23 protein-coding genes and 1 riboswitch are annotated in these 22,361 nt (G+C 74.4%); of the genes, 14 read left to right on the top strand and 9 right to left on the bottom strand.

From position 1 onward, the window contains the following. The first annotated feature begins 106 nt into the window (after window positions 1-106). Window positions 107-523 (top strand): hypothetical protein, encoded by a 417-nt coding sequence (locus PGB27_RS03920; protein ID WP_274199045.1) that lies wholly within the window; start codon window positions 107-109, stop codon window positions 521-523. A 70-nt stretch (window positions 524-593) separates the two neighbouring features. On the opposite strand, the gene PGB27_RS03915 is transcribed toward PGB27_RS03920, so the two are convergent. Beyond that, window positions 594-1,373: a YqjF family protein gene (locus PGB27_RS03915; protein ID WP_274199044.1), complete on the bottom strand. Its 780-nt coding sequence runs from the start codon at window positions 1,371-1,373 to the stop codon at window positions 594-596. Window positions 1,374-1,461: 88 nt separating this feature from the next. On the opposite strand from PGB27_RS03915, the gene PGB27_RS03910 reads away from it, so the two are divergent. Continuing rightward, window positions 1,462-2,118: a GOLPH3/VPS74 family protein gene (locus tag PGB27_RS03910; RefSeq protein WP_274199043.1), complete on the top strand. Its 657-nt coding sequence runs from the start codon at window positions 1,462-1,464 to the stop codon at window positions 2,116-2,118. A 76-nt stretch (window positions 2,119-2,194) separates the two neighbouring features. Beyond that, the gene (locus tag PGB27_RS03905) at window positions 2,195-2,992 is read left to right on the top strand and encodes a DUF427 domain-containing protein (RefSeq protein ID WP_274199042.1); all 798 of its coding nucleotides are present in this window, start codon (window positions 2,195-2,197) and stop codon (window positions 2,990-2,992) included. Here PGB27_RS03905 and PGB27_RS03900 read toward each other — a convergent pair whose 3' ends face one another. From PGB27_RS03900 to PGB27_RS03885, 4 genes are all read right to left on the bottom strand, one after another. Next, window positions 2,993-3,565: a mycothiol transferase gene (locus PGB27_RS03900; protein WP_274199041.1), complete on the bottom strand. Its 573-nt coding sequence runs from the start codon at window positions 3,563-3,565 to the stop codon at window positions 2,993-2,995. A 58-nt stretch (window positions 3,566-3,623) separates the two neighbouring features. Continuing rightward, window positions 3,624-4,103, bottom strand: coding sequence for a MarR family transcriptional regulator (locus PGB27_RS03895; RefSeq protein ID WP_274199040.1), 480 nt, complete (start codon window positions 4,101-4,103; stop codon window positions 3,624-3,626). Between the two features lie 69 nt (window positions 4,104-4,172). After that, window positions 4,173-5,147 (bottom strand): type I pantothenate kinase, encoded by a 975-nt coding sequence (gene coaA / locus PGB27_RS03890; RefSeq protein WP_274199039.1) that lies wholly within the window; start codon window positions 5,145-5,147, stop codon window positions 4,173-4,175. Between the two features lie 63 nt (window positions 5,148-5,210). After that, window positions 5,211-5,939, bottom strand: a complete 729-nt coding sequence (locus tag PGB27_RS03885; RefSeq protein ID WP_274199038.1) for an SDR family oxidoreductase — start codon at window positions 5,937-5,939, stop codon at window positions 5,211-5,213. Window positions 5,940-5,990: 51 nt separating this feature from the next. Here PGB27_RS03885 and PGB27_RS03880 point away from each other — a divergent pair, with 51 nt between their 5' ends. From PGB27_RS03880 to PGB27_RS03845, 8 genes are all read left to right on the top strand, one after another. After that, window positions 5,991-6,464, top strand: coding sequence for a PPOX class F420-dependent oxidoreductase (locus PGB27_RS03880; protein ID WP_274199037.1), 474 nt, complete (start codon window positions 5,991-5,993; stop codon window positions 6,462-6,464). 16 nt (window positions 6,465-6,480) lie between these two features. After that, window positions 6,481-7,842, top strand: a complete 1,362-nt coding sequence (locus tag PGB27_RS03875) for a hemolysin family protein (protein WP_274199600.1) — start codon at window positions 6,481-6,483, stop codon at window positions 7,840-7,842. After that, complete coding sequence (locus tag PGB27_RS03870; protein ID WP_274199036.1) at window positions 7,839-9,026, top strand: hemolysin family protein; 1,188 nt, start codon at window positions 7,839-7,841, stop codon at window positions 9,024-9,026. Before PGB27_RS03875 ends, PGB27_RS03870 begins: the two co-directional genes overlap by 4 nt. After that, window positions 9,023-10,006, top strand: coding sequence for an NAD(P)/FAD-dependent oxidoreductase (locus PGB27_RS03865; protein ID WP_274199035.1), 984 nt, complete (start codon window positions 9,023-9,025; stop codon window positions 10,004-10,006). The genes PGB27_RS03870 and PGB27_RS03865 overlap by 4 nt, the downstream gene beginning before the upstream one ends. A 336-nt stretch (window positions 10,007-10,342) precedes the next feature. Next, a complete protein-coding gene (locus PGB27_RS03860) occupies window positions 10,343-11,134 on the top strand; it encodes a hypothetical protein (protein WP_274199034.1) in 792 nt (263 codons plus the stop codon). 117 nt (window positions 11,135-11,251) lie between these two features. Next, entirely contained in the window at window positions 11,252-12,556 is a 1,305-nt protein-coding gene (locus PGB27_RS03855) for an MFS transporter (protein WP_274199599.1), read from the top strand. Between the two features lie 112 nt (window positions 12,557-12,668). Then, window positions 12,669-14,075 (top strand): APC family permease, encoded by a 1,407-nt coding sequence (locus PGB27_RS03850; RefSeq protein WP_274199033.1) that lies wholly within the window; start codon window positions 12,669-12,671, stop codon window positions 14,073-14,075. Continuing rightward, window positions 14,072-14,872, top strand: coding sequence for a universal stress protein (locus tag PGB27_RS03845; RefSeq protein ID WP_274199032.1), 801 nt, complete (start codon window positions 14,072-14,074; stop codon window positions 14,870-14,872). The genes PGB27_RS03850 and PGB27_RS03845 overlap by 4 nt, the downstream gene beginning before the upstream one ends. On the opposite strand, the gene PGB27_RS03840 is transcribed toward PGB27_RS03845, so the two are convergent. Next, a complete protein-coding gene (locus PGB27_RS03840) occupies window positions 14,869-15,825 on the bottom strand; it encodes a helix-turn-helix domain-containing protein (RefSeq protein ID WP_274199031.1) in 957 nt (318 codons plus the stop codon). The genes PGB27_RS03845 and PGB27_RS03840 overlap by 4 nt on opposite strands. A gap of 144 nt (window positions 15,826-15,969) precedes the next feature. Between PGB27_RS03840 and PGB27_RS03835 the strand changes: the two genes are divergently transcribed. The 3 genes from PGB27_RS03835 (at window position 15,970) to PGB27_RS03825 (ending at window position 17,691) form a co-directional block, all read left to right on the top strand. Continuing rightward, on the top strand, window positions 15,970-16,836 hold the full coding sequence (locus PGB27_RS03835) for an alpha/beta hydrolase (protein WP_274199030.1): 867 nt from the start codon (window positions 15,970-15,972) through the stop codon (window positions 16,834-16,836). A gap of 77 nt (window positions 16,837-16,913) precedes the next feature. Beyond that, complete coding sequence (locus tag PGB27_RS03830) at window positions 16,914-17,129, top strand: helix-turn-helix domain-containing protein (protein ID WP_274199029.1); 216 nt, start codon at window positions 16,914-16,916, stop codon at window positions 17,127-17,129. Window positions 17,130-17,145: 16 nt separating this feature from the next. Beyond that, the gene (locus PGB27_RS03825) at window positions 17,146-17,691 is read left to right on the top strand and encodes a Clp protease N-terminal domain-containing protein (protein ID WP_274199028.1); all 546 of its coding nucleotides are present in this window, start codon (window positions 17,146-17,148) and stop codon (window positions 17,689-17,691) included. Window positions 17,692-17,743: 52 nt separating this feature from the next. Here the strand turns inward: PGB27_RS03825 and gcvP are convergent, their stop codons facing one another. The 3 genes from gcvP to PGB27_RS03810 all read right to left on the bottom strand — a co-directional run bounded on the left by gcvP (window position 17,744) and on the right by PGB27_RS03810 (window position 22,355). Beyond that, window positions 17,744-20,716, bottom strand: coding sequence for an aminomethyl-transferring glycine dehydrogenase (gene gcvP / locus PGB27_RS03820; protein ID WP_274199027.1), 2,973 nt, complete (start codon window positions 20,714-20,716; stop codon window positions 17,744-17,746). 201 nt (window positions 20,717-20,917) lie between these two features. Then, window positions 20,918-21,021: riboswitch (glycine riboswitch) on the bottom strand. A gap of 121 nt (window positions 21,022-21,142) precedes the next feature. Further along, window positions 21,143-21,760 (bottom strand): MerR family transcriptional regulator, encoded by a 618-nt coding sequence (locus PGB27_RS03815; protein ID WP_408630005.1) that lies wholly within the window; start codon window positions 21,758-21,760, stop codon window positions 21,143-21,145. 121 nt (window positions 21,761-21,881) lie between these two features. Further along, the gene (locus tag PGB27_RS03810; protein ID WP_116710890.1) at window positions 21,882-22,355 is read right to left on the bottom strand and encodes a bifunctional nuclease family protein; all 474 of its coding nucleotides are present in this window, start codon (window positions 22,353-22,355) and stop codon (window positions 21,882-21,884) included. Window positions 22,356-22,361: the final 6 nt, after the last annotated feature.

The following is a 22,361-nucleotide window of genomic DNA, read 5'->3' as shown; positions in this document are numbered from 1 at the left end:
GGGCTGCGCCCGGGACGAGGGCCATGACCTCCGAGGTCATCGACCCGGTTACCCGCGCCGCCGCAGGCTTCTCCCCGACAGCCGCACCGGCCCCGAGGAGGACACCATGACCGCCACGACCACCCCCACCACCGCCCCCACCACCGACACGCACCGCGCCCTGCGGGGGTTCCTGCGCCTCGACGCCGCCGCGTCCGGCGCGCTCGGGATCGCCGCCGCCGCGGGCGCCGGGGTCCTCGACACGTGGCTGGGCCTGTCCGGTCCGCTGCTGCTCGGCGTGGGCGTGTTCCTCGTCGTGTACGCCGCCGGGCTGGTCGCGCTGGCCGCGCGGCCGGCGATCCCCCGCCCGCTGACCTGGGTCGTCGTGCTCGGGAACAGCGCCTGGGTGCTGATGAGCCTCGGGCTCGCCGTCGGCGCGTGGGAGCAGCTGACCGTGCTCGGCGCGGTCGTCGTCCTCGCCCAGGCCGCGGCGGTCGCCGTGTTCGCGGACCTGCAGTGGGCGACGGGGCTGCGCCGGCCCTGACGACCCGACGACCGGACGTGACGGCCCGTCCCGCTCGCCTCGCGAGCGGGACGGGCCCGTCGTCGTGCGCTCAGGACCGCCGGAGCAGCCCGGGCCGGCGCCACGGTCGCGGGAAGCCGAAGCGCACCGAGACCCCGGGCGAGGCGGCGACGTGGTCCGGCGGCCGTCCCGCGAGGTCGGGGAAGCCCGCGGCGGCGAGCAGGGTGTCGTCGAGCTCGCGCAGCTCGGCGTGGTGCAACGGCCAGGGCTCGTGCACGTTCGGGACGTACCAGTCGACGCCGAGGTGACGTTCGTGCAGGCCCCAGCGGGCGGTGAGGAAGTCCTCCAGCGAGCCGGAGCCTGCGGAGCTCGACCCGGGGGACGGTCCGCTCTCGACGGCCTCGCCCACCCGGATCCGCACCCGGCTGGGGTGTGGCCGCTCCGTGACGTAGGTCCGCTCGTCACCGTCGTCGGCGACCTCCATCGAGGCCCAGCGGTACGGCAGCCCGAACGCCGCCCGCGCCCCGGCGACCACCGCGAGCCGCGAGGCGTCGAGGCTCCGGAAGACGATGCCCCGCACCCCGCGCTCGTCGACGGTGTAGAGCCGGACGTTGGTCTCGGGGAACGTGCCCAGCCACGGGATCGACGGCCCGCGCAGCACTCCCGCACCGACCATCCGGAACGGCACGAGCCCCACCCAGGTCGCGCCGTCGTGCACGTCGGGGTGCACCCCGGGTGGGAGCAGCGGGGCCACCTGCGCCGGGTCGAGCGCCCAGTGCAGGAACGCGACGTCGCACCAGCGCTGGGTCATCATCGTCGGGCCCGTGTAGCCGGGGGCCTCGCGGGTGACGGGCTCGATGGAGGCGCTCACGCCGGGGTCATCCCCGCAGCGGACGGGACCACGCATCTCCGTCCCGGGAGGGACGCGGACGCGGGGTGGTGGGCGCCACGATGACGTCATGCGCACCGCCGAGGACCTGGCCCTGCTCCTCCACGAGCCCGACACCGGCGCGCCGCTCGTGGACTCCACCTCGCTGCCCCGCGCGCTGGCCGGGGCCGTCGTGCTCCAGCTGGTCCTGGACGGGCGTGCGCACCTCGCCGACGGCGGGCGCTGGCGCGGCACCCGTCTCGTCGTCGACGACCGCGGGCGCACCGGCGACCACGTCCTCGACCTCGCCCTCGAGCGCCTGCCCGACGACGCCTCCCCGAAGTCGGCGATCGAGAAGCTCCAGGGGCGGGTCCGCGACCCGCTGATGGCCGGCCTCGTCCACGACGGCGCGCTGCGCCTCGAGGAGCGCGCGTTGCTCGGGATCCCCCGCTCCCCCCGCTACCCCGCCGCCGATCGGACCCGCCGCGACGCCGTGGTGGCCCGCCTGCGGGCGGTCCTCGTCGACGGGGCCGCGCCGAGCCGGGACGACGCCGCGCTGGTCGCGCTCGTGCGCGCGGTCAAGGCCGAGCACGAGCTGCTCGACGCGCCGCGCCGGGAGCTGCGGGATCGCAGCAAGGTCGTCGCCGAGGGCGAGTGGGCCGGCGAGGCCGTCCGGCGCGCGATCGCCGACGTGCACGCCGCGGTGGCGGCCGCCGCGGGCGCGGGGGCGGTGGCGGCGAGCAGCTGACGTGGGGGCACGGGAACAACGCCTGCGGCGCGCCGGGTTGTGCCTGGCAGTCCCGCTCCCGTCCCAGGAGGTCCTCGTGGCCCTGACGATGTTCGGTGGCCCGCTGTCGCGGAAGGTCCCCGAGACCCGCACGTTCACGGTCGAGGGCCCCGCGCACTCGCTGCTGCTCGAGCCGTTCACGCGGCGCGTGCGGGCCGAGGTCGACGGGGTCACCGTGCTCGACACCACCGACGGCGCCCTGCTCTACGAGACCGGGCTGCCCCCGCAGCTCTACGTGCCCGAGGAGGACCTGCGCGCCGACCTCCTCGAGCCCAGCGACACCGTGACCCACTGCCCCTTCAAGGGCGACGCCTCCTACCGCTCGCTGCGCGTCGGCGACCGCGTCATCACGGACGCGGTGTGGGCCTACCCCGACCCGAAGCCCGAGGCGTCGTGGCTCGCCGGGCGCGCGGTGCTCGCCGTCGAGGCCGCCGACCGCTGGCTCGACGAGGACGACGAGGTCATCGGACGGCTGCCCGACCCGTACCACCGCGTCGACCTGCGCCGCACCGGCCGCCGGATCACCGTCACGACCACCGACGGCGCGCCCGTCGCCGACGCGGACGGCGGGGTCCTGCTCGGCGAGACCGGGCTGGTCGACCGCTTCTACCTGCCGCGCGAGGCCGTGACCGCGACCCTCGAGCCGTCCGAGAAGCGCACGGTGTGCCCGTACAAGGGCCACGCGACCTACTGGTCGGTCCGCCTGCCCGACGGCCGCGTGCTCACCGACGCCGCCTGGTCGTACGAGACGCCGACCGACGAGTCGCGAGCCATCGAGGGGCTCGTCTGCTTCGCGCACGACGAGCTGACGGTGACCGCGAGCGTCAGCCGCTGATCACTCCGGGACGGGCTCGGTGCCGGGCTCGACGTCCCGCCACCGCACCGCCGCGTCGCGCAGCACCTGGGCCTTGCCGGCGTAGCGGGCGGTCTCGGTGATGAGGTGGAGCAGGATCCAGCGCAGCTCGATGTGCCCGCGCCGGTCGTCGCGCACGGCGTCGTCGAGCGACTCGGCGCCGGCCAGCGCGTCGCGACCCTGCTCGCACGCCTCGAGGTAGGCGCCGACGACCTCCTGGGGCGTCTCGACGTCGGCGAGCCGGTAGCCGGGCTCGTCCTCGTCGACGTAGCTCGGCGCGTGCCGGCCGCCGCGGCCGCCCCAGCGCTCGACGAGCCAGGTGCGCTCGACCTCGGTGAGGTACTTGACGATCGCGAGCAGGCTCGGACCGTCGGCGGGCACCCGCCGCCGCAGGGTCGCCACGTCCAGCCCGTCGAGGGCCACGACGACCAGCGCGCGGAAGTAGTCCAGCCAGCCCTCGAGCGCCTCGCGCTCGTCGGCCACCTCGGGTGGCGAGGGTCGGCGTTGCAGGGGCGCCTGGAACAGCACCGGCTCTCCCGGAGTCGTCTCGCTCACACCTGACACACCGTCTGTCGTCGACCGGACGCGGAACGTTACACGCCGAGAGTGATCGTCATTCTTCGACGAGGATCTCGAGCGCGGGCAGGGCGGCCTCGAGTGCCGCGCGCTGCTCGGCGTCGAGCCGGTCGAGGCGCTGCGCCAGCGAGGCCGTCCGCTCGGTGCGGATGCGCCGGATGGCGTCGTGCCCCTTGTCCGACAGGTGGATCAGCGCCGACCGGGCGTCCTGCGGGTCGGGCGTGCGCACGAGCAGGCCCGCGTCATCGAGCGCGGCCAGCACGCGGCTCATCGTCGGCGGGGTGACCGCCTCCCGACGGGCGAGCTCGGAGAGCCGCAGGGGGGCGTGGTCCTCGAGCGTGGCCAGCACCGACGTCTGCAGGGGCGGCAGCGCGGCCGCGGAGTCGACCCGGATGCGGCGGTTCAGGCGGCCCACGGCCAGCCGCAGGCGCGACGGGAGGTCGGGATCGGACGAACCGGACCCACCGGACGGCCCGCTGAACGGCTCGGCCTGGGTCCCGGCGGCGGAAGTGGACATACCGCATGGTCCCACGACGAGGGTCGGCGCAGGTGGAGGCGCAGGCCTCACCTGGACGCGGCACCCGGCTCAGAGCTTGCGCAGCCGGATCCGCCGCACGGTGTGGTCCCCGCCCTTGGTGAGGACGAGGTCGGCCCGCGAGCGGGTCGGCGCGATGTTCTGCCGCAGGTTCGGGCCGTTGATCTCGTCCCAGATCGTCCCGGCCCGCGCCCGCGCGGCGTCCTCGTCCATCTCCGCGTAGCGCCGGAAGTAGGACGCCGGGTCGCGGAACGCCGTCTCGCGCAAGGCCAGGAACCGCTCGACGTACCAGCGCCGCACGTCGCTGGGGTGGGCGTCGACGTAGACGGCGAAGTCGATGAGGTCCGAGACGGCGAGCGCGCTCGCCCGCTCGCCGGTCTGCGGCGCCGGCTGGAGCACGTTGAGGCCCTCGAGCACGAGGATGTCCGGGCGCGAGACCACCCGCTGCTCGTCGAGGACGTCGTAGACGAGGTGCGAGTAGACCGGCACCGGGACCTCGGGCTTGCCGGCCTTGATGTCCGAGACGAACCGCAGCAGCGCGCGCCGGTCGTACGACTCGGGGAACCCCTTGCGCCCCATGAGCCCCCGTCGCTCGAGCTCGGCGTTGGGGTGCAGGAAGCCGTCGGTGGTGACGAGGGCGACGTCGGGGTGGTCGGACCAGCGCGCCAGCAGCAGGCGCAGCAGGCGCGCGGTCGTGGACTTGCCGACCGACACCGAGCCCGCGATGCCGATGACGAACGGCGTCGCCTCCTCGTCCTGGCGCAGGAAGGTGCGGTAGGCGTCGAGGAGACCGGCATTCGCGCGGACGTGCAGGTCGAGCAGGCGCGAGACCGGCAGGTAGACGTCACGGACCTCGTCGAGGTCGACCGGGTCGCCCAGCGACCGCAGCTCCTCGAGCTCCTCGGCCGTCAGCGGCACCGCGCTCGTGTCGCGCAGCTGGGCCCACGACGCGCGGTCGAAGTCGACGAACGGGCTGCCGCTCACGGGCCCGTCATCCCCCGCGCTCCGTCGCACATGGCGGGACATTGTTCTCGCGACCGTGGGGTCCGCCGCCACCGCGTGCGGCGCAGGTCACCGAACCGGGCCCGCTCACGCCTGCTGGGCGGTCGACGTCAGGGCGTACTCCACCACGCACACCTCCGGCGGCAGGCCGAGCACGTGCACCACGGCGGCTGCGATGTGCTCGGGCGTCAGGCCCAGGGCGTGCATCCGTTCGCGGAAGGATCTGACGTCCTCGCGCCCCGGCTCGTCGGCGGCCAGGAGGTCGGTGGCCACGAAGCCCGGCGCCACGGTGGTCACCCGCACGCCGCGCGGGCCCGCCTCGCGGCGCAGGGTCTCGTCGACGGCGTGGGCGGCGTGCTTGCTCGCCGCGTACACCCCGCCGGCGGCCGTCGGCACACGCCGCCCGGACATCGACGAGATCGTCACGAAGCTGCTGCCCCCGCCGAGGTGCGGCAGCGCCGCGTGGGCGGTCGCGAGCAGGCCGGAGACGTTGACGTCGAACACCTCGCGCCAGCGCTGCGGGTCCGTCTCCCCCACCGCCCCGAGGTGCAACGTCCCGGCCGCGGCCACCACGGCGTCGAGCCCGCCGAGGTCCCGGACCAGCCGGTCCACGGCGTCGGTGACCGCCGTCGCATCGGTGACGTCGGCGACGGCGGCGTGGCCCCCGACCTCGTCGGCCAGCGCTGCCAGACGATCCGCACGCCGGGCCAGCAGCCCGACCACCGCGCCGGCGTCCGCGGCCGCCCGCGCCACCGCCGCCCCGATGCCCGACGACGCGCCCGTGACCAGGACCCGCCGGCCCTCCAGTGCACCCACGGCCGATCACCGTAGAGGGGACGGCCGGTACCCGCGGCTACGCTCGTCGCCATGGCGAACGTGGCGACGAACGACCGGGTCTCCCGCGAGGAGCTCGACGCGTTCCTGCGCACGCGGCACAAGGCGATCGTCGTCACCCACCGCCGCGACGGGGGTGAGCAGACCTCCCCGGTGACCCTCGGGATCGACGCCGAGGGCCGCCTGCTCGTGTCGACCTACCCGGAGCGGGCGAAGGTCGGCAACGTGCGCCGCGACCCGCGGGTGGCGATGTGCGTGCTCTCCGACGACTTCGACGGCCCCTGGGTGCACGTCGAGGGCACCGCGGAGGTGCTCGACCTGCCCGACGCGCTCGAGCCGCTGTGCGAGTACTTCCGGTCCATCTCGGGCGAGCACCCCGACTGGGACGAGTACCGCGAGGCGATGGCGAAGCAGGGGAAGTCGCTGATCCGGCTGACGGTCGAGCGGTGGGGGCCGATCGCCACCGGCGGGTTCCCGGCCCGGCTGACTCGGTTGACGACGGGCTGAGGCGGGGACTCGAACGATCGTGGACGTCCTCCTGTCGGTGCTGGGCCTGGTCGGGTTCGTCGCCGTCACCTTCACGACGGCGATCTTCGTCGCCGCCGAGTTCTCCCTGACCAGCCTCGAGCGCAGCCAGATCGACAACCACGTCGCCGAGGTGGGCGACCGCCGCGCCAAGATCGTCCAGCGGGCCCACCGCAACCTGTCGTTCGAGCTCTCCGGCGCCCAGCTGGGCATCACCATCACCACGCTGATCACCGGCTACCTCTCCGAGCCGGCCATCGCGACGCTGATCTCCCCGCTGCTCGAGGACGTCGGCCTGCCCCCGGGCGCGGCCGTCGGCACGGCGGCGATCATCGCGCTGGTCGTCGCCACCGCGCTGTCGATGACCTTCGGCGAGCTCGTGCCCAAGAACCTCGCCATCGCGCGCCCGCTGGGCACGGCGCGCATGGTCGCCGGTCTCCAGGCCGGCTTCTCCCGGATCTTCTCCTTCTTCATCAGCGGGCTGAACGGCTCGGCGAACTGGATCGTGCGGCGGCTCGGGATCGAGCCCGCCGAGGAGCTGCGCTCGGCGCGCTCGCCGCAGGAGCTCGGCTCGCTGGTGGCCACGAGCGCCCAGCAGGGCACGCTCGACGAGGGCACCGCCGAGGTCATGGCGCGCTCGCTGCGGGTCAGCGAGCGCCGCGCCGACGAGCTGATGACCCCCCGCGTGCGGGTCGAGTCGCTCTCCCAGGACGACACGGTGGACGATCTGCTCGCCGCCACCGTGCGCACCGGCTTCTCCCGCTTCCCCGTGGTCGACCGCGACCTCGACGACATCAAGGGCGTCGTGCACGTCAAGCAGGCGTTCTCCGAGCCGCGGGCCCGGCGGGCCACCACGAAGCTGCGCAACCTCATGCGGACGGCCACCACGGTGCCCGACTCCCTCGACGGCGACGAGCTGCTCGACCGCCTGCGCGGGGCCGGGCTGCAGATGGCGCTGGTGGTCGACGAGTACGGCGGCACCGCCGGCATCGTCACCCTCGAGGACCTCGTCGAGGAGATCGTCGGCGACGTCCGCGACGAGCACGACCGCGGCGAGGCGGCCCGCGTGCGCGGCGAGGGGCCCGACAGCTGGATCGTCTCCGGCATGCTGCGCCCCGACGAGCTCGAGGACCTGGTGGGCTGGGGATTCCCGGAGAGCGAGGTCTACGAGACGCTCGCGGGCTACGTCGTCGCGGAGCTGCAGCGCCTGGCCAACGTCGGTGACGCCGTGACCCACGACGACTGGCAGCTCATCGTCACGCGCGTCGACGGCCGCCGGATCTCCGAGGTCCGGGTGGTGCGCCCGCCGAAGGTCGAGGCGGCCGCGGTCACCGTGAGCGGGGCGGAGGAGGGCTCGTGAGCGACACCGTCGCGCTGCTGCTGATGATCGCGCTGCTCGGGGCCAACGCGTTCTTCGTCGGCGCCGAGTTCTCGCTGATCACCGCACGCCGTGACCGCCTCGAGGCCCTGCAGGCCGAGGGCACCTCCGGCGCCTCCACCGTGCTGCGCGCCTCCGAGCACCTCTCGATGATGCTCGCCGCCGCCCAGCTCGGGATCACGATCTGCTCGCTGGCCCTCGGCTCGCTCGGCGAGCCCGCCGTGGCCCACCAGCTCGAACGCGTGCTGCTGCCGGTCGGGGTGCCCGAGGTGCTCATCCACCCGATCGCGTTCGTGGTCGCGCTGACCATCGTGACGATCCTGCACATCGTCATCGGCGAGATGGTCCCCAAGAACATCGCCATCGCCGGGCCGGAGCGCACGTCGCTGTGGCTCGTCCCCGCGCTGGTGGCCTTCCTCAAGGTCACGCGGCCGGTCATCGTGGTGCTCAACTGGGTGGCCAACCACGTGCTGCGGCTCTTCGGGGTGACCCCCGTCGACGAACGGGAGGCGGCCTACACGCCGCAGGAGATCGCCGACATGCTCTCGGAGTCACGCCGCGAGGGGCTGCTCGACGCCTCGCAGACCCGGCGGCTGACCCAGGCGCTGAGCTCGGCGGAGCACACCGTCGCCGACGTCATGATCCCGCTCGACCGGGTCACCGTCCTGCCGCCCAACCCCACGGTCGGCGCGGTGGAGGAGGCCGTCGCCCGCACCGGCTTCTCCCGCTTCCCCGTCCAGGCCCCGCTCGCCCCCGACGCCCACCCGCGCCTCGACGTCCACCGCCACGAGCTCGGCACCACGCCGATCTCCCCCGGCGAGGGCGACGAGGTGCCCGACCACGAGCCGGTGGTCGCCCTCGACGGGTACCTGCACGTCAAGGACGTCCTCGACCTCGGTGACGCGGACGGCGACGGCCGCTCCGACGACGAGGCGGGCGACCAGCCCGTCCCGGCCGACCGGGTCCGGGCGCTGCCCGAGCTGGCGCTCTCCGCGCCGGTGGACGAGGCGCTGGCGGCCCTGCGGCGCGAGGGCTCCCACCTCGCGCGGGCCGTGGACGAGGAGGGGTCGACCGTGGGCCTGGTCGCCCTGGAGGACCTCGTCGAGGAGTACGTGGGCACGGTGCGCGACAGCACGCACGTCTACCGGTCGGGGGCGCGGACGTGACGGGTGCCGGCACGCCGCCGGTGCGGTCCGACGTCCTCGTCGTCGGTGGCGGCATCAGCGGCATCGCCTGCGCGCGGGCGCTGGCCGCGGCCGGCACGCCCGCCCGGGTGCTGGAGCGCGCGCACCGCGTCGGCGGGCGGATGACGAGCCGGCCGCTGCCCCCGGGCGCCGATCACGTGGTGGACCTCGGGGCCGCCTACTTCACGGTGCGCGACGACGAGTTCTCGGCCGTCGTCGACGACTGGCACGCCCGCGGGCTCGCCCGCCCCTGGACCGACACGCTCGCGAGCCACGACGCCGACGGCACCTGGTCGTCGAAGCAGGGCCCGCAGCGGTGGTGCGCGCCCGGCGGGCTGCGCTCGCTGGTCGCCGACCTCGCCGAGGGGGTGGACGTCGCCACCGGCCACACCGTCGAGGTCGTCACCCCCGGCCCCGCCGTCGACGGGCTCGCGGCCCGCGCGGTCGTGCTCGCGATGCCCGATCCGCAGGCCGCCCGCCTCCTGCACCCTGCCCTGCGCGCCGGCGAGGTCGTCGCCGGCCGGGCGTGGGAGCCGGTGATCTCCGTGGCTCTGGGCTACGGGCACCGCTCCTGGGAACGCTTCCCCGCCGCGTTCGTCAACGGGCACCCCGACGTCGACCTCGTCGCCGACGACGGCGACCGGCGCGGCGACGACGCCCCGGTGCTCGTCGCGCACTCCACCGCCGAGCGCGCCCGCCGCCACCTCGACGACCCCGACGGCGCCATCCCGCCCGTGGTCGCCGCGGTCACCGCGCTGCTCGGCCTGGACGACGCGCCGGCCTGGACCCACGCCCACCGCTGGTCGTACGCGAGCCCGGCGGAGCCGCGCGAGCACGACTTCCTGCTCACCGACGACCTCGTCGGGCTGTGCGGCGACGGCTGGGGCAGCCCGAAGATCGAGACGGCCTGGCGCTCGGGCACCCTGCTCGGCCGGGCGATCGCGGACCGTCTCGCCTGCTGAGGACGCCGCCCGTCGACGGTGGTGACGACGAGCGGTCCCGGCGTCGCGCGGCGTGACCGCCGACCGCGCGGTGCTCCCCGCCCGCCGTGGAGCAGGCAACCCCGCCGGATCCCCGCGTCCGGTTCGTCTACTGTCGCTCACGGAACGGTCACGAGCAGGTCACGGCTCCCCCCACGGTTGACCTCGCTCTCCCCGATCGGCGACCACCGACCCCGACGGTGTCGCCGGGCCGTTCCCGTGAGTGGAAGGCAGCACGTGACACGGCAACGCTCCCCCAGGGGCCGTGACGCGCACGAAGCACCGCGTCGACGCGAGCCCCGCACCGTCCCGTTCGTCATGCCCGTGGGCGCCGTCCGCGGCGGCTCCCGGCACCGCTCCCCCGGTCGCTCGGCGATCCGGCACGGCGCGCTCGCCGCGGGCCTGACCGGCAGCGCGCTCGCCCTCGTCGGGCCGGCGGTCATCGCCCTGCCCGACCAGGACCCGCAGGGCGCCGCGACCACCCTCGAGCTCTCCGCGCAGGGTGCCGCCCTCGCCGGCCCGTCCTCGTCGGCGTCCGGTGCGCGCTCGGCCGTCGCCCCCGTCAGCGGCCCGGGCACGAGCGCCGCGTCGGCGGACCTCATCAAGGCGACCGAGCGCGACCGCGCCGCGGACGCCGCGACCGCCCGCGAGGCCCGGGCCCGGGCCGCCGAGGAGCGGCGCGCGCAGCAGGCCGCGCAGGAACGGGCGGCCGAGCAGGAGCGCACCGCCTCGGTGACGAACTGCGGGGCCTCGGGCTCCTACGGCGGGGTCGCCGACTCCGTCCAGGAGGTCGGCAACGCGATGGAGTGCGTCTTCCCCGGCCACGACGTGCTCGGCGTCGGCAGCCGCGGCGGGCAGTCCGACCACCCGGACGGCTACGCGCTCGACTTCATGACCACGAGCGGCGACGCGATCGCCGACTGCATCGTCGAGAACAAGGACGAGCTCGGCGTCTCGTACGTCATCTGGGACCAGCGGATCAACACCGGGTCCGGCTGGGAGGGCATGGAGGACCGCGGCGGCGCCACGGCCAACCACGAGGACCACGTGCACATCTCGTTCGAGCGCGGCGGCTCCCCCGACGTGTCGGCACTGCGCAGCTGCAAGTAGGACTTCACAGCGCCGTGACACGCCTGGTCCACTGAGCGGGTGTCGACGGAGACGAGCGGACCGAGCACGGACAGTGATCTCGGCCGGCGGACGCTGCGCAAGGTCGTCCGCCGGCTGATGCCCCTGCTGGGGCTGCTGTACTTCGTCAACTACCTGGACCGCGTCAACATCGGCTTCGCCGGCCCGAACGGCATGAACGCCGAGCTGGGCCTGACCGCGACGGTGTTCGGGCTGGCGTCGGGGATCTTCTTCGTCGGCTACCTGCTGCTCGAGGTGCCGAGCAACCTCGCCCTGCACCGCTTCGGGGCGCGGCGGTGGATCACCCGGATCCTGGTGTCCTGGGGGATCGTCGCGACGGTCATGGCGTTCACGCCGAACGCCACCGTCCTGATCATCCTGCGGTTCCTGCTCGGCGTCGCCGAGGCGGGCTTCTTCCCCGGGATCATCCTGTACCTGACCTTCTGGTTCCCGGCCGAGTACCGGGCGCGGGCGGTCGGCTGGTTCATGGTCGCGGTGCCGGTGTCGACCGCGGTCGGCTCGACGGTCAGCGCCCTGATCATCCAGGCGGGCGACGGGCTGTTCGGCCTGTCGGGCTGGCGGGTGATGTTCCTGTTCGAGGGCATCCCGGCGATCCTGCTCGGGTTGCTCACCCTGTGGGCGCTCACCGACCGGCCCGAGGACGCCCGCTGGCTCGCCGACGACGAGCGGCGCTGGCTGCGGGCCCGCCTCGACGCCGAGTCCGCCCAGGTCGAGGCCGCCGGCCACTGGCCGCTGCGCCGGGCGCTGACCGCGCCCCGGATCCTCGTGCTGGCCTTCGTCTACTTCGGCGTCACCTACGGCCTCTACGCGCTCGGCTTCTTCCTGCCCACGATCGTCGCCGGCTTCGAGCAGCAGTTCGGCACGAAGCTCGACACGATCGAGAAGGGCCTGGTCACGTCGGTGCCCTACGCCGTCGCCGCGATCGGGATGGTGCTGTGGAGCCGCGCGGCCGACCGGGCCGCCGCGCGCACCGACGGCGGCTTCCTCGCCGGCGAGAGCGGGCGGCGCTGGTGGCTCGCACTGCCGATGCTCGTCGGCGGCATCGCCATCCCCATCGCGCTCTACCTGCAGGACCCGTTCTCGGCGATCGCCGCGGTGACCGTCTGTGCCGTCGGCATCTGCTCGGCGCTGCCGACGTTCTGGCCGCTGCCCTCGCAGTTCCTCACGGGCGCCGCCGCCGCCGGCGGGATCGCGCTGATCAACTCGCTGGGCAACGTCTCGGGCTTCGTCGCCCCGTACGTCACCGGCGGCCTCGCCGACCTGACCGGCAGCCAGCGCGCCGGACTGTGGGTGGTCGGCGTCGTGACGGTCCTCGCGGCCGTCGTCGCGCTGGTCATCGGACGCCGGACGAGTCACGGGGCGGCCGCCGCGAACGCGCGTTAGGCTGCCGTTCCTCCGCTCGAGGGTGAGGGGACCGACGTTCGCACGCTCGAGAGGGACGGCCGTGCCGACACTCGACCGCGCCGCCTGGTTGCGGCGCAAACCGGTCACCACGATGGCTGCCGAGAGCGGCGCCGACGCCTCCGCGGGGCACGAGGGCGGCGAGCTCAAGCGTTCGATCGGCCTCGGCCAGCTCGCGGCGATCGGCATCGGCGCCACGGTCGGCACCGGCATCTTCTTCGTGCTCTCCGAGGCGACGCCGGAGGCCGGGCCCGCGGTGGTCCTGTCGTTCGTCATCGCCGCGATCACGGCCGGGCTGACCGCGCTCTGCTACGCCGAGCTCGCGTCGGCGGTGCCGGTGTCCGGGTCGTCGTACTCCTACGCCTACGCGACGCTCGGTGAGGCGGCGGCGATGGCGGTCGCGGCCTGCCTGATCCTCGAGTACCTCGTGTCGTCGGCCGCGGTCGCGGTGGGCTGGTCGGAGTACCTCAACGCGCTGTTCGAGGCGACGATCGGCCTCCGGGTGCCCGACGCCCTGTCCGGCGCGCCCGGAGCGGGCGGCGTGTTCAACCTGCCCGCCGTCGTCCTCGTCGTCCTCTGCACGCTGCTGCTGGTGCGCGGGGTCAGCGAGTCGGCCGCGGTCAACGCCGTCATGGTGGTGATCAAGCTCGGCGTGCTGCTGCTGTTCGTGGCCATCGCGTTCACCGCCTTCACCGCCGACAACTTCGCGCAGTTCGCGCCGCTCGGCGTCGGCGGCATCGGGGCGGCGGCGGGCACGGTGTTCTTCTCGTTCATCGGCCTCGACGCGGTGTCGACGGCCGGCGAGGAGGTCCGCGACCCGCGCCGCAACCTGCCGCGCGCGCTGGTGCTCGCGCTCGTCGTCGTCACCGTGGTCTACCTGCTCGTCGCGGTGTCGGCGCTCGGGGCCCAACCGTGGGGCGAGTTCGAGGGCCAGGAGGCCGGCCTCGCCGCGATCATGGGCGAGGTGACCGGGGCGGCCTGGCCGGGCATCGTCATCGCGGCGGGTGCCGTCATCTCGATCTTCAGTGTCACCCTGGTGACGATGTACGCGCAGACGCGGATCCTGTTCTCGATGAGCCGCGACGGGATGCTGCCGCCGCTGCTCTCGCGGGTGAACCCCCGCACGCTGACCCCGGTGCCGACCACCCTGCTCGTCGGCGTCGGCGTCGCCGTGCTGGCGGGGCTCGTGCCGCTCGACGTCCTCGCCGACCTGGTCAGCGTCGGCACGCTGGTGGCGTTCTGCGTGGTGTCGGTCGGCGTCATCGTGCTGCGGCGCACCGCGCCCGACCTGCCCCGCGGGTTCCGCGTCCCGGGCTATCCGGTGACGCCGATCCTCTCGATCGCGGCGTGCCTGTACCTCATCGTCGGGCTGCAGTGGATCACGCTGGTGGTGTTCGTGCTCTGGCTCGCGGTGGCGCTGGTGTTCTGGGCGTTCTACGGGGCACGGCACTCACGCCTGGCCGCCGCGGCGGGCGACGCGACCGGTGGGGAGCGCCCGTGACCGTCCTCGTCGGCCACCTGCCCGGCACCGACCCCGACGGCCGCGCGATCGTGCTCGGCGGGCGCCTGGCCCGCGCGCTCGGCGGCCCCCTCGTCCTGTGCACCGTCACCGGCCACGGCGAGGACCCGGCCCCGGAGCCGGCGACGCCCGCGGTCGAGGGCGTCGAGGTCGAGGTGACGTCCATCGCCGACCGCTCGGTGCCCGGCGGCCTCGCCCGTGCCGCGCACGCCCACCAGGCCGCGGTCGTCGTGCTCGGCGACGCCCCGCCCGGCCCGGGCTCGATCGGCGCCCGCCTCGCCCGCGCCGCCGACGTCCCGGTCGCGCTCGGGGGCGACGGCGCCCTGCACGAGGGCCCGATCACCCGTGTGACCTGCGCGTGGGGCGGCGGGCGTCACGCCGGGCGGGTGCTCGCCACCGCCGCCGACCTCGCGCGGCGCACCGGCGCGACCCTGCGCGTGGCGTCGTTCGGACCCCAGCGCGAGCGCACCGTGCCGCCCGAGGCGGGGCTGCACGCCGAGCAGATCGTCGTCGAGCAGTGGCGCGAGCAGATGCAGGACGCCCAGCGCGCGGCGCTCGCCGCGCTCGGGGTGACCGACGCCGAGACCCTCGCCCACGCCGCCGCCACCGTCGAGGACGCGGTGACGGGCATCGGCTGGGACCCCGGCGAGCTGCTCGTCGTCGGCGCCAACGCCGCCGGCACCGCCACCCGCGTCCTGCTCGGCGACCCCGGCGCCGCGGTGCTGCGCGCCGCGCCCGTGCCCGTCGTCCTCACCCCGGGGACGACGACCCTGTCCTAGGTGTCCTCGGCCCTCCCCCCGGTGGCCCCCGCCGCGCGCCGCTCCCGCGGGGTCATGCCGTAGGCCTCCTTGAACCGGCGGCTGAAGTGCGCGGCGTCGCGGAAGCCCCACTCGTGGGCCACGGTCGCGATGCCCTTGTGGCGCGCGCCGGGCCGGCCGAGCTCGTCGTGGGCGGCCTCGAGCCGCCGGGCGATGATCGTCTGCTCGAGGCTGGTGCCGGCGTCGGCGAACAGCGCGAAGAGCCGGCGTCGCGAGACGGCGTGGACGGCGGCGATCTCGTCGGCGTCGAGGTCGGGGTCGCGCAGCCGCTGCCGGACGTACTCGTGGACCTGCGCGAGCAGGGTCTCCCGGCGCACGCCCGGGTCGCGCCGGCTGGTCGAGGCGAGCAGCGCACGGACGAGGTCGATGGTCGCCGACCCGATCGCCGCGGCCTGCTCGGAGGCGGCGAGGCGGTCGGCGGCCTCGAAGAGGTCCACGATGTGCCGCGTGACGAGCCCCGCGAGCGGGCCGGCGTCGAGGCGGGGCCCCGCGTCGCGGACGACCTCGACGGGCAGGGCGAGCGCGTCCAGCGGCACCTGCAGGGCCCGCGAGGCGCCCGACGTGGCCCAGGAGAAGGCGAAGGGCGCCGAGAGGTCGACCACCATGAGCCGCCCCGGGGCGACGGTCTGCTGGTGACCGAACTGCTCGTGGCGAGCGGTGCTGCGCTCCTGGACCGCGAGCGCCACGATCGGCGTCTCCTCCCGCCGCGCGCGGCGCACGTCGCGGGACATGGCCACACCCGACGACTCGCTGCGGAAGAGCGCGAGGCGGCCGAGCTGCCAGAGGTCCATGCGTGCGTGGAGGTCGGCGTGGGGCGCCAGCGTGACGGTGGCGGCGCTCGTCTCGGCCATCAGCGTCGTGACGAGCTCCGCACGCGCGGCCGGCGGGGCGTCGCGGGAGTCGAGCACGAGCATGGTGACCGAGCGTAGAGACCCCGGACGGAGACTCCAAGGCTCCGGGCGCACCGTGGGGCAAGAACCGCGCACGCTGCGACAACTCCGGCACCAGTGCTCTACCTACGGTGATCACACCGTAGTCCGATCGAGGAGAGCACCGGGATGACCGACGCCCAGCAGACCCCCGACACCATCGTCCTCGTCCACGGCTTCTGGGTGACCCCGCGCTCCTGGGAGCAGTGGGTGGCCCACTACGAGGCCAAGGGCTTCCGGGTCATCGCGCCCGCGTACCCGGGCTTCGAGGTGGAGGTCGAGTCCCTCAACGCCGACCCCTCCCCCGTCGAGGCCCTGACGATCCCCGCGATCATCGAGCACCTCGAGGAGATCCTGCGCGGTCTGTCGTCCCCGCCCATCATCATCGGGCACTCCGCCGGCGGGGCGTTCACCCAGATCCTGCTCGACCACGGCTTCGGGGCCGCCGGCGTCGCCCTGAACTCGGCGCCCACCGAGGGCGTGCCGGTGATCCCGCTGTCGCAGGTCAAGGCCACGTTCCCGGTGCTGAAGAACCCGGCCAACCGCCACCGCGCGATCCGCTACGACTTCGCGCACTGGAACTACGCGTTCACCAACACCTTCCCCGAGGAGCAGGCCCGCGCCCTCTACGAGCGCTATGCGATCCCGGTGTCGGGCAGCATCGTGTTCGAGGGCGCGCTCGCCAACCTCACGCCCGGCCACCAGGGCACGTGGGTCGACTACCACAACGACCGCCGCGCGCCGCTGCTGTTCGTCGCCGGGAGCTGCGACAACATCATGCCGCCGAAGGTGCAGTGGTCGAACGCGGCGCACTACCAGAGCGAGAAGACGATCACCGAGGTCGTCGAGTACGGCGGCAGGCCCCACCTCCTGCCCGCCGCGCCGGGCTGGGAGGAGATCGCCGACTACGTCCTGGCCTGGGCGCTGCGCCACGCCACGACCCCACCGCCGATCGTCCCCGAGGCGGAGGCGCCGACCGAGGCGATCACCGTCTGACCGCGTGGTCGTGCCCCACCGCCGTCGGTGTCAACGGCGGTTGACAGGCCCGGGTGTGTCAACCTAGATTGACGGCCATGGCTGATGCGACGGCGGTGGCGGCGGCGGCCTCCTCGCGGGACCCGGCGACCGGGCTCGCGGCGGTGGCGTCGTTGCGGACGCTGCTGGAGTCCCTCGAGGAGCTGCAGGTGCGCAACGCGCGCGATCAGGGGTGGTCGTGGCAGCAGATCGCCGACGGGCTGTCGGTCAGCCGGCAGGCGGTGCACAAGAAGTACCGCCGCGTCGTCGACTGACGTCCAGGAGGGCGATGTGTTCGAACGGTTCACCGACCCGGCGCGCCGGGTCGTCGTGCTCGCGCAGGAGGACGCCCGCGAACGCGGGGACGACACGATCCGCAGCGAGCACCTGCTGCTCGGCGTCTGCCGGGCGACCGACACCCGCGGCGCCGCGCTGCTCGCCGCGCGCGGGGTGACGCTGCGGGTCGTCGAGGACGATCTCCGCCGCTCGGTGGTGTCCGACCGGGACGCCCTGGCGAGCGTGGGGATCGACCTCGACGAGGTCCGCGAGCGCGTCGAGGACACCTTCGGCCCCGGCGCGCTGGAGAACACCCGGGCCGCGGGCATGCGCCGGCGGCGCCGCTGGGGTCACATCCCGTTCGACCGCGGCGCGAAGAAGGTCCTGGAGCTCGCGCTGCGCGAGGCCATCCGGCGCGGCGACCGGACCATCGGCACCGAGCACGTGCTCCTCGGGATGCTGCACCGCGAGACCGGCCGGGCGTCGACGCTGCTCCACGCCCGCGGCGTCTCCCTGCGCGAGGTGCGCTCGGCCGTGGACGTGTGGCCGTCGGCCATGTGAGCAGGAAGAAGGGCTACAGCCCTTCTTCCTGCTCACCTGCGCGGAACGCACCTCAGTCGGCGAGCTCCTCCAGCGGCGGGCAGGAGCAGACGAGGTGGCGGTCGCCGTGGGCGGCGTCGATCCGGCGCACGGGTGGCCAGATCTTCGCCGGGCGCCCGCCGGCCGGGAAGGCGGCCTCCTCGCGGGTGTAGGGGTGGTCCCACGTCCCGCCGAGCACCGACCGCGCGGTGAACGGCGCGTGGACCAGCGGGTTGTCGTCGGCCGGCCACTCCCCCGACTCGACGCGGGCCACCTCGCCCCGGATCGCGATCATCGCGTCGCAGAACCGGTCGATCTCGGCGAGGTCCTCGGACTCGGTCGGCTCCACCATCAGCGTGCCGGCCACGGGGAACGACATCGTCGGGGCGTGGAAGCCGTAGTCGGCGAGGCGCTTGGCGACGTCGTCGACCGAGATGCCCGAGGCCTTCGTCAGCGGGCGCAGGTCGAGGATGCACTCGTGGGCGACGAAGCCGTCCGGCCCGGTGTAGAGCACCGGGAAGTGCTCGTGCAGGCGCTTCGCGACGTAGTTCGCCGCGGCCACGGCCGTCAGCGTCGCGCGACGCAGGCCGTCGACGCCCATGAGCCGGACGTAGGCCCAGGAGATCGGCAGGATCGATGCCGACCCCCACGGCGCGCCCGCCACCGGGCCGACCCCGGTCGCCGGGCCGGCCGTCGGCTGGGCCGGGTGGTTCGGCAGGAACGGTGCGAGGTGCTCGGCCACGCCGACCGGGCCGACGCCCGGCCCGCCGCCGCCGTGCGGGATGCAGAAGGTCTTGTGCAGGTTCAGGTGGCTGACGTCGGCGCCGAAGCGGCCCGGCCGGGCGAGCCCGACCAGCGCGTTGAGGTTGGCGCCGTCGACGTAGACCTGCCCGCCCGCGTCGTGCACCGCGGCGCAGACCTTGCGCACGTGCGGCTCGTAGACGCCGTGCGTCGACGGGTAGGTGATCATGATCGCGGCCAGCGCGTCGCCGACCTCCGCGATCACCTCGCCCAGGTGCTCGCGGTCGACGTCCCCGCGGTCGGTCGTCTTGACGACCTTCACCCGCATCCCCGCCGAGATCGCCGACGCGGCGTTGGTGCCGTGCGCCGAGGCCGGGATGACGCAGACGTCGCGGTGCTCGTCGCCGCGGCTGCGGTGGTAGGCGCGGATCGCGAGCAGCCCGGCGAGCTCGCCCTGGGAACCGGCGTTGGGCTGCAGCGAGACCGCGTGGTAGCCGGTGAGGTGGACCAGCCAGTCCTCGAGGTCGTGGATCACCCGCAGCATCCCCGGCGCGTCCGACGCGGGCGCGAACGGGTGCAGCTCGGCGAAGCCGGGATAGGTGATCGGCTCCATCTCGGCGGTCGCGTTGAGCTTCATCGTGCAGGAGCCCAGCGGGATCATGCTGCGGTCGAGCGCGACGTCCTTGTCGGCGAGCTCGCGCAGGTAGCGCAGCAGCGCGGTCTCGCTGCGGTGCCGGTGGAAGACCGGGTGGGTGAGGTACGACGACGTGCGCGCGAGCGACGCGGGGATCGCGTCGCCGGTGGCGGCGTCGAGGTCCTCGGCGTCCATCTCCCCCGCGCCCAGCGCCCGCCACAGCGCGCGCAGGTGCTCGCGGGTGGTGCGCTCGGAGCAGGAGACGCCGACGTGGTCGGCGTCGACCTCCCGCACGAGGATTCCCTCGGCACGACAGGCCGCCACCGCGCCGGCCGCGCCGCCCGGGACGTGCACGAGCACGGTGTCGAAGAACTCGCGGTGGACGACCTCCACGCCGCCCTTGACCAGGCCCGCGGCGAGCACGGCCGCCATGCGGTGGGTGCGGCGCGCGATCGTGCGGAGGCCCGTGGGCCCGTGGTGCACGGCGTACATCGCGGCGATCACCGCGAGCAGCACCTGCGCGGTGCAGATGTTGCTCGTCGCCTTGTCGCGGCGGATGTGCTGCTCGCGCGTCTGCAGGGCCAGGCGGTGGGCGGGGTCGCCGTCGGCGTCGACCGACGTGCCGACCAGGCGCCCCGGCAGCTGGCGGGCGAGGCCCTGGCGCACGGCGAGGAACCCGGCGTGCGGGCCACCGAAGCCCAGCGGGACGCCGAAGCGCTGGGTCGAGCCGACCGCGACGTCGGCGCCGATCTCCCCCGGCGGGGTCACCATCGCCGCCGCGAGCAGGTCGCAGGCCACGACGACCGCGGCACCGCGCGCGTGAGCGGCCTCGACGACGGCGCGGTGGTCGCGCAGCGCGCCCGAGGCGCCGGGGGCGGCGAGCAGCAGGCCGAAGAAGTCGTCGGTGGGCAGCGCCACCCCTTCTCCCGTCGCTCCGCTCGCCCCGGTGGTCACGTCGACCACCTGCAGCTCGATCCCCAGCGCCTCGGCGCGCGTGTGCAGCACCGCGATCGTCTGCGGCAGCGTGTCGGCGTCGACGAGGAACCGCGACGACTTCGTCTTGTCCGCCCGGCGCAGCAGCAACATCGCCTCGGCCGCGGCGGTCGACTCGTCGAGCATCGACGCACCGGCGACGTCGAGACCCGTGAGGTCGCAGACCATCGTCTGGAAGTTCAGCAGCGCCTCGAGCCGGCCCTGGGAGATCTCGGGCTGGTACGGCGTGTACGCGGTGTACCAGGCCGGGTCCTCGAGGACGTTGCGGCGGATCACCGGTGGGGTGATCGTGCCGTGGTAGCCGAGGCCGAGCATCGGCTCGAGGACGGTGTTCTGCGCGGCGAGCCCGCGCAGCTCGTCGAGCACCTGGGCCTCGGTCGCCGGCGGGGGCGGCGCGGCGCCCGTGGCGTCGTCGGACCAGTCGGCCGGGTCCGTGCGGATCGACGTGGGCATCGCCCGGTCGGCGAGCTCCTCCAGCGAGCCGACGCCGACCGTGTCGAGCATCCGGGCGAGGCCGCGGGCGTCGGGACCGATGTGGCGGTCGGCGAAGGGGACGCCGTGCTCGAGAGCGGCGAGCGGGGCTGCATCCCAGGACGAGTCCCAGGACGAGGAGGGTGCGGGACCGTGCGATGCGTTCATGACGCCTCCGGTGCAGGGCGGGCTGGGGCCTCGCGCTCCGGACGTCTCCGTCCGTCACGCGGCCTCCCCCTCTGCCGCTGCCCGCTCCCGTGCGGGCGCCTGAGAGCTTCGCCGGTGAGGTGGGCTCACCCTCGGCTTGCACCATCGGCGGGCTCGCGCTCCGGGCAGGACCCGGACCGGTCACCACTTTCCAGAGGTCGTCTCCTCCGCGCGGTCGGGGTGCCTGAGAGGTTCCGGGGAGGAGTTGCTCCTTCGGCGCCTGCGTCCAGAGGCTTCTGACTGCAGGTCTCTCCCGCGCGGTGTCCAAGAACGACGCGATGAGGGTAGCGCAGATGGTGCCGACGCCCCAGGACCCGCGTGGCCGCCGTCACCCGGCTCGTCGCGCCTCGGGCGCTCGTCCGACCGGGCCCCTCGCCGGCGATGCCGTCAGCCGGCGGTGCGCGTCCCCCGGGCCCGGCGGGAGGCCAGCTCGTCCTCCGGCGCGTGCTCGACGACGGCGGCGTCGGCGCGCTCGGCCGGGAAGCGCGAGATGCTGCCGGAGATCTCGCGCATGGCCCCGCCGACGGCGATGCCGAAGACGCCCTGGCCGCCCTGGAGCAGGTCGACGACCTCCTCCGGCGAGGTGCACTCGTAGACCGTGACCCCGTCGGAGAACAGGGTGATGCGGGCGAGGTCGCGCACGCCGTGGCGGCGCAGCTGCTCGACGGCGACGCGGATGTTGTTCAGCGAGACGCCGGTGTCGAGGAGGTTCTTGACCACCTTGAGGACCGCGAGGTCCTTGAACGAGTACAGGCGTTGCGAGCCGGAGCCGGTGGCGGTACGGATGCTCGGCACCACGAGCTTCGTGCGCGCCCAGTAGTCGAGCTGGCGGTAGGTGATGCCCACGATCTGGCACGCGGCCGGACCGCGGTAGCCGAGGACGTCGCCGGTGCCCGGACCCGTGTCGCCGAAGAGCTCGTCGGCGAACAACAGGCCCTGCTCACCCTCCGGGCCGAGGGGCTCGAGCTCGGGGCCGGCGGGACCGCCGTCCTGACCACCGCTCACCGACTGCCTCCCTCGTACCGTGGTGTCGCCGACGGTACGAGCGGCGGAGACGGGGGTCAACGCGACGCGCGGCGACTCTCGACCTCGAGTTCAGGGTGAGAGTAGCGGGCCGCCGGACACGCTATGTGTCCGCCCCTCGGAAGTCCTCCGGGGACACGGAGTCGAGGAACTCGCGGAACTTCTCGACCTCGTCCTCCTGCTCGTCGGGGATGACGAGCCCGGCCTCGGAGAGCACACCCTCCTCGGCGTGGATCGGCACGCCCACGCGCAGGGCGAGGGCCACCGAGTCGCTGGGGCGGGCGGACACGCGCACGTCGCCGTCGAAGACGAGCTCGGCGTAGAACGTGCCCTCCTGCAGATCGATGATCCGCACCTGCTCCAGGCGCCGGTCCAGCGCGCCCAGCACGTCCTTGAGCAGGTCGTGCGTGAGCGGACGGGCCGGCTTGACGCCCTGCTGCTCGAGGGCGATGGCGGTGGCCTCCACCGACCCGATCCAGATCGGGAGATAACGGTCGCCCTCGGCCTCCCGCAGGAGGAGGATCGGCTGGTTAGCGGGGAGCTCGACCCGCACACCCACGACACGCATCTCGCTCATGCGACT

This window comes from Actinomycetospora lemnae (genome assembly GCF_028737315.1).
Classification (GTDB): domain Bacteria; phylum Actinomycetota; class Actinomycetes; order Mycobacteriales; family Pseudonocardiaceae; genus Actinomycetospora; species Actinomycetospora lemnae.
Note: the sequence above shows the minus strand (reverse complement) of the source record. Positions and strands in the feature narration are given on the sequence as shown.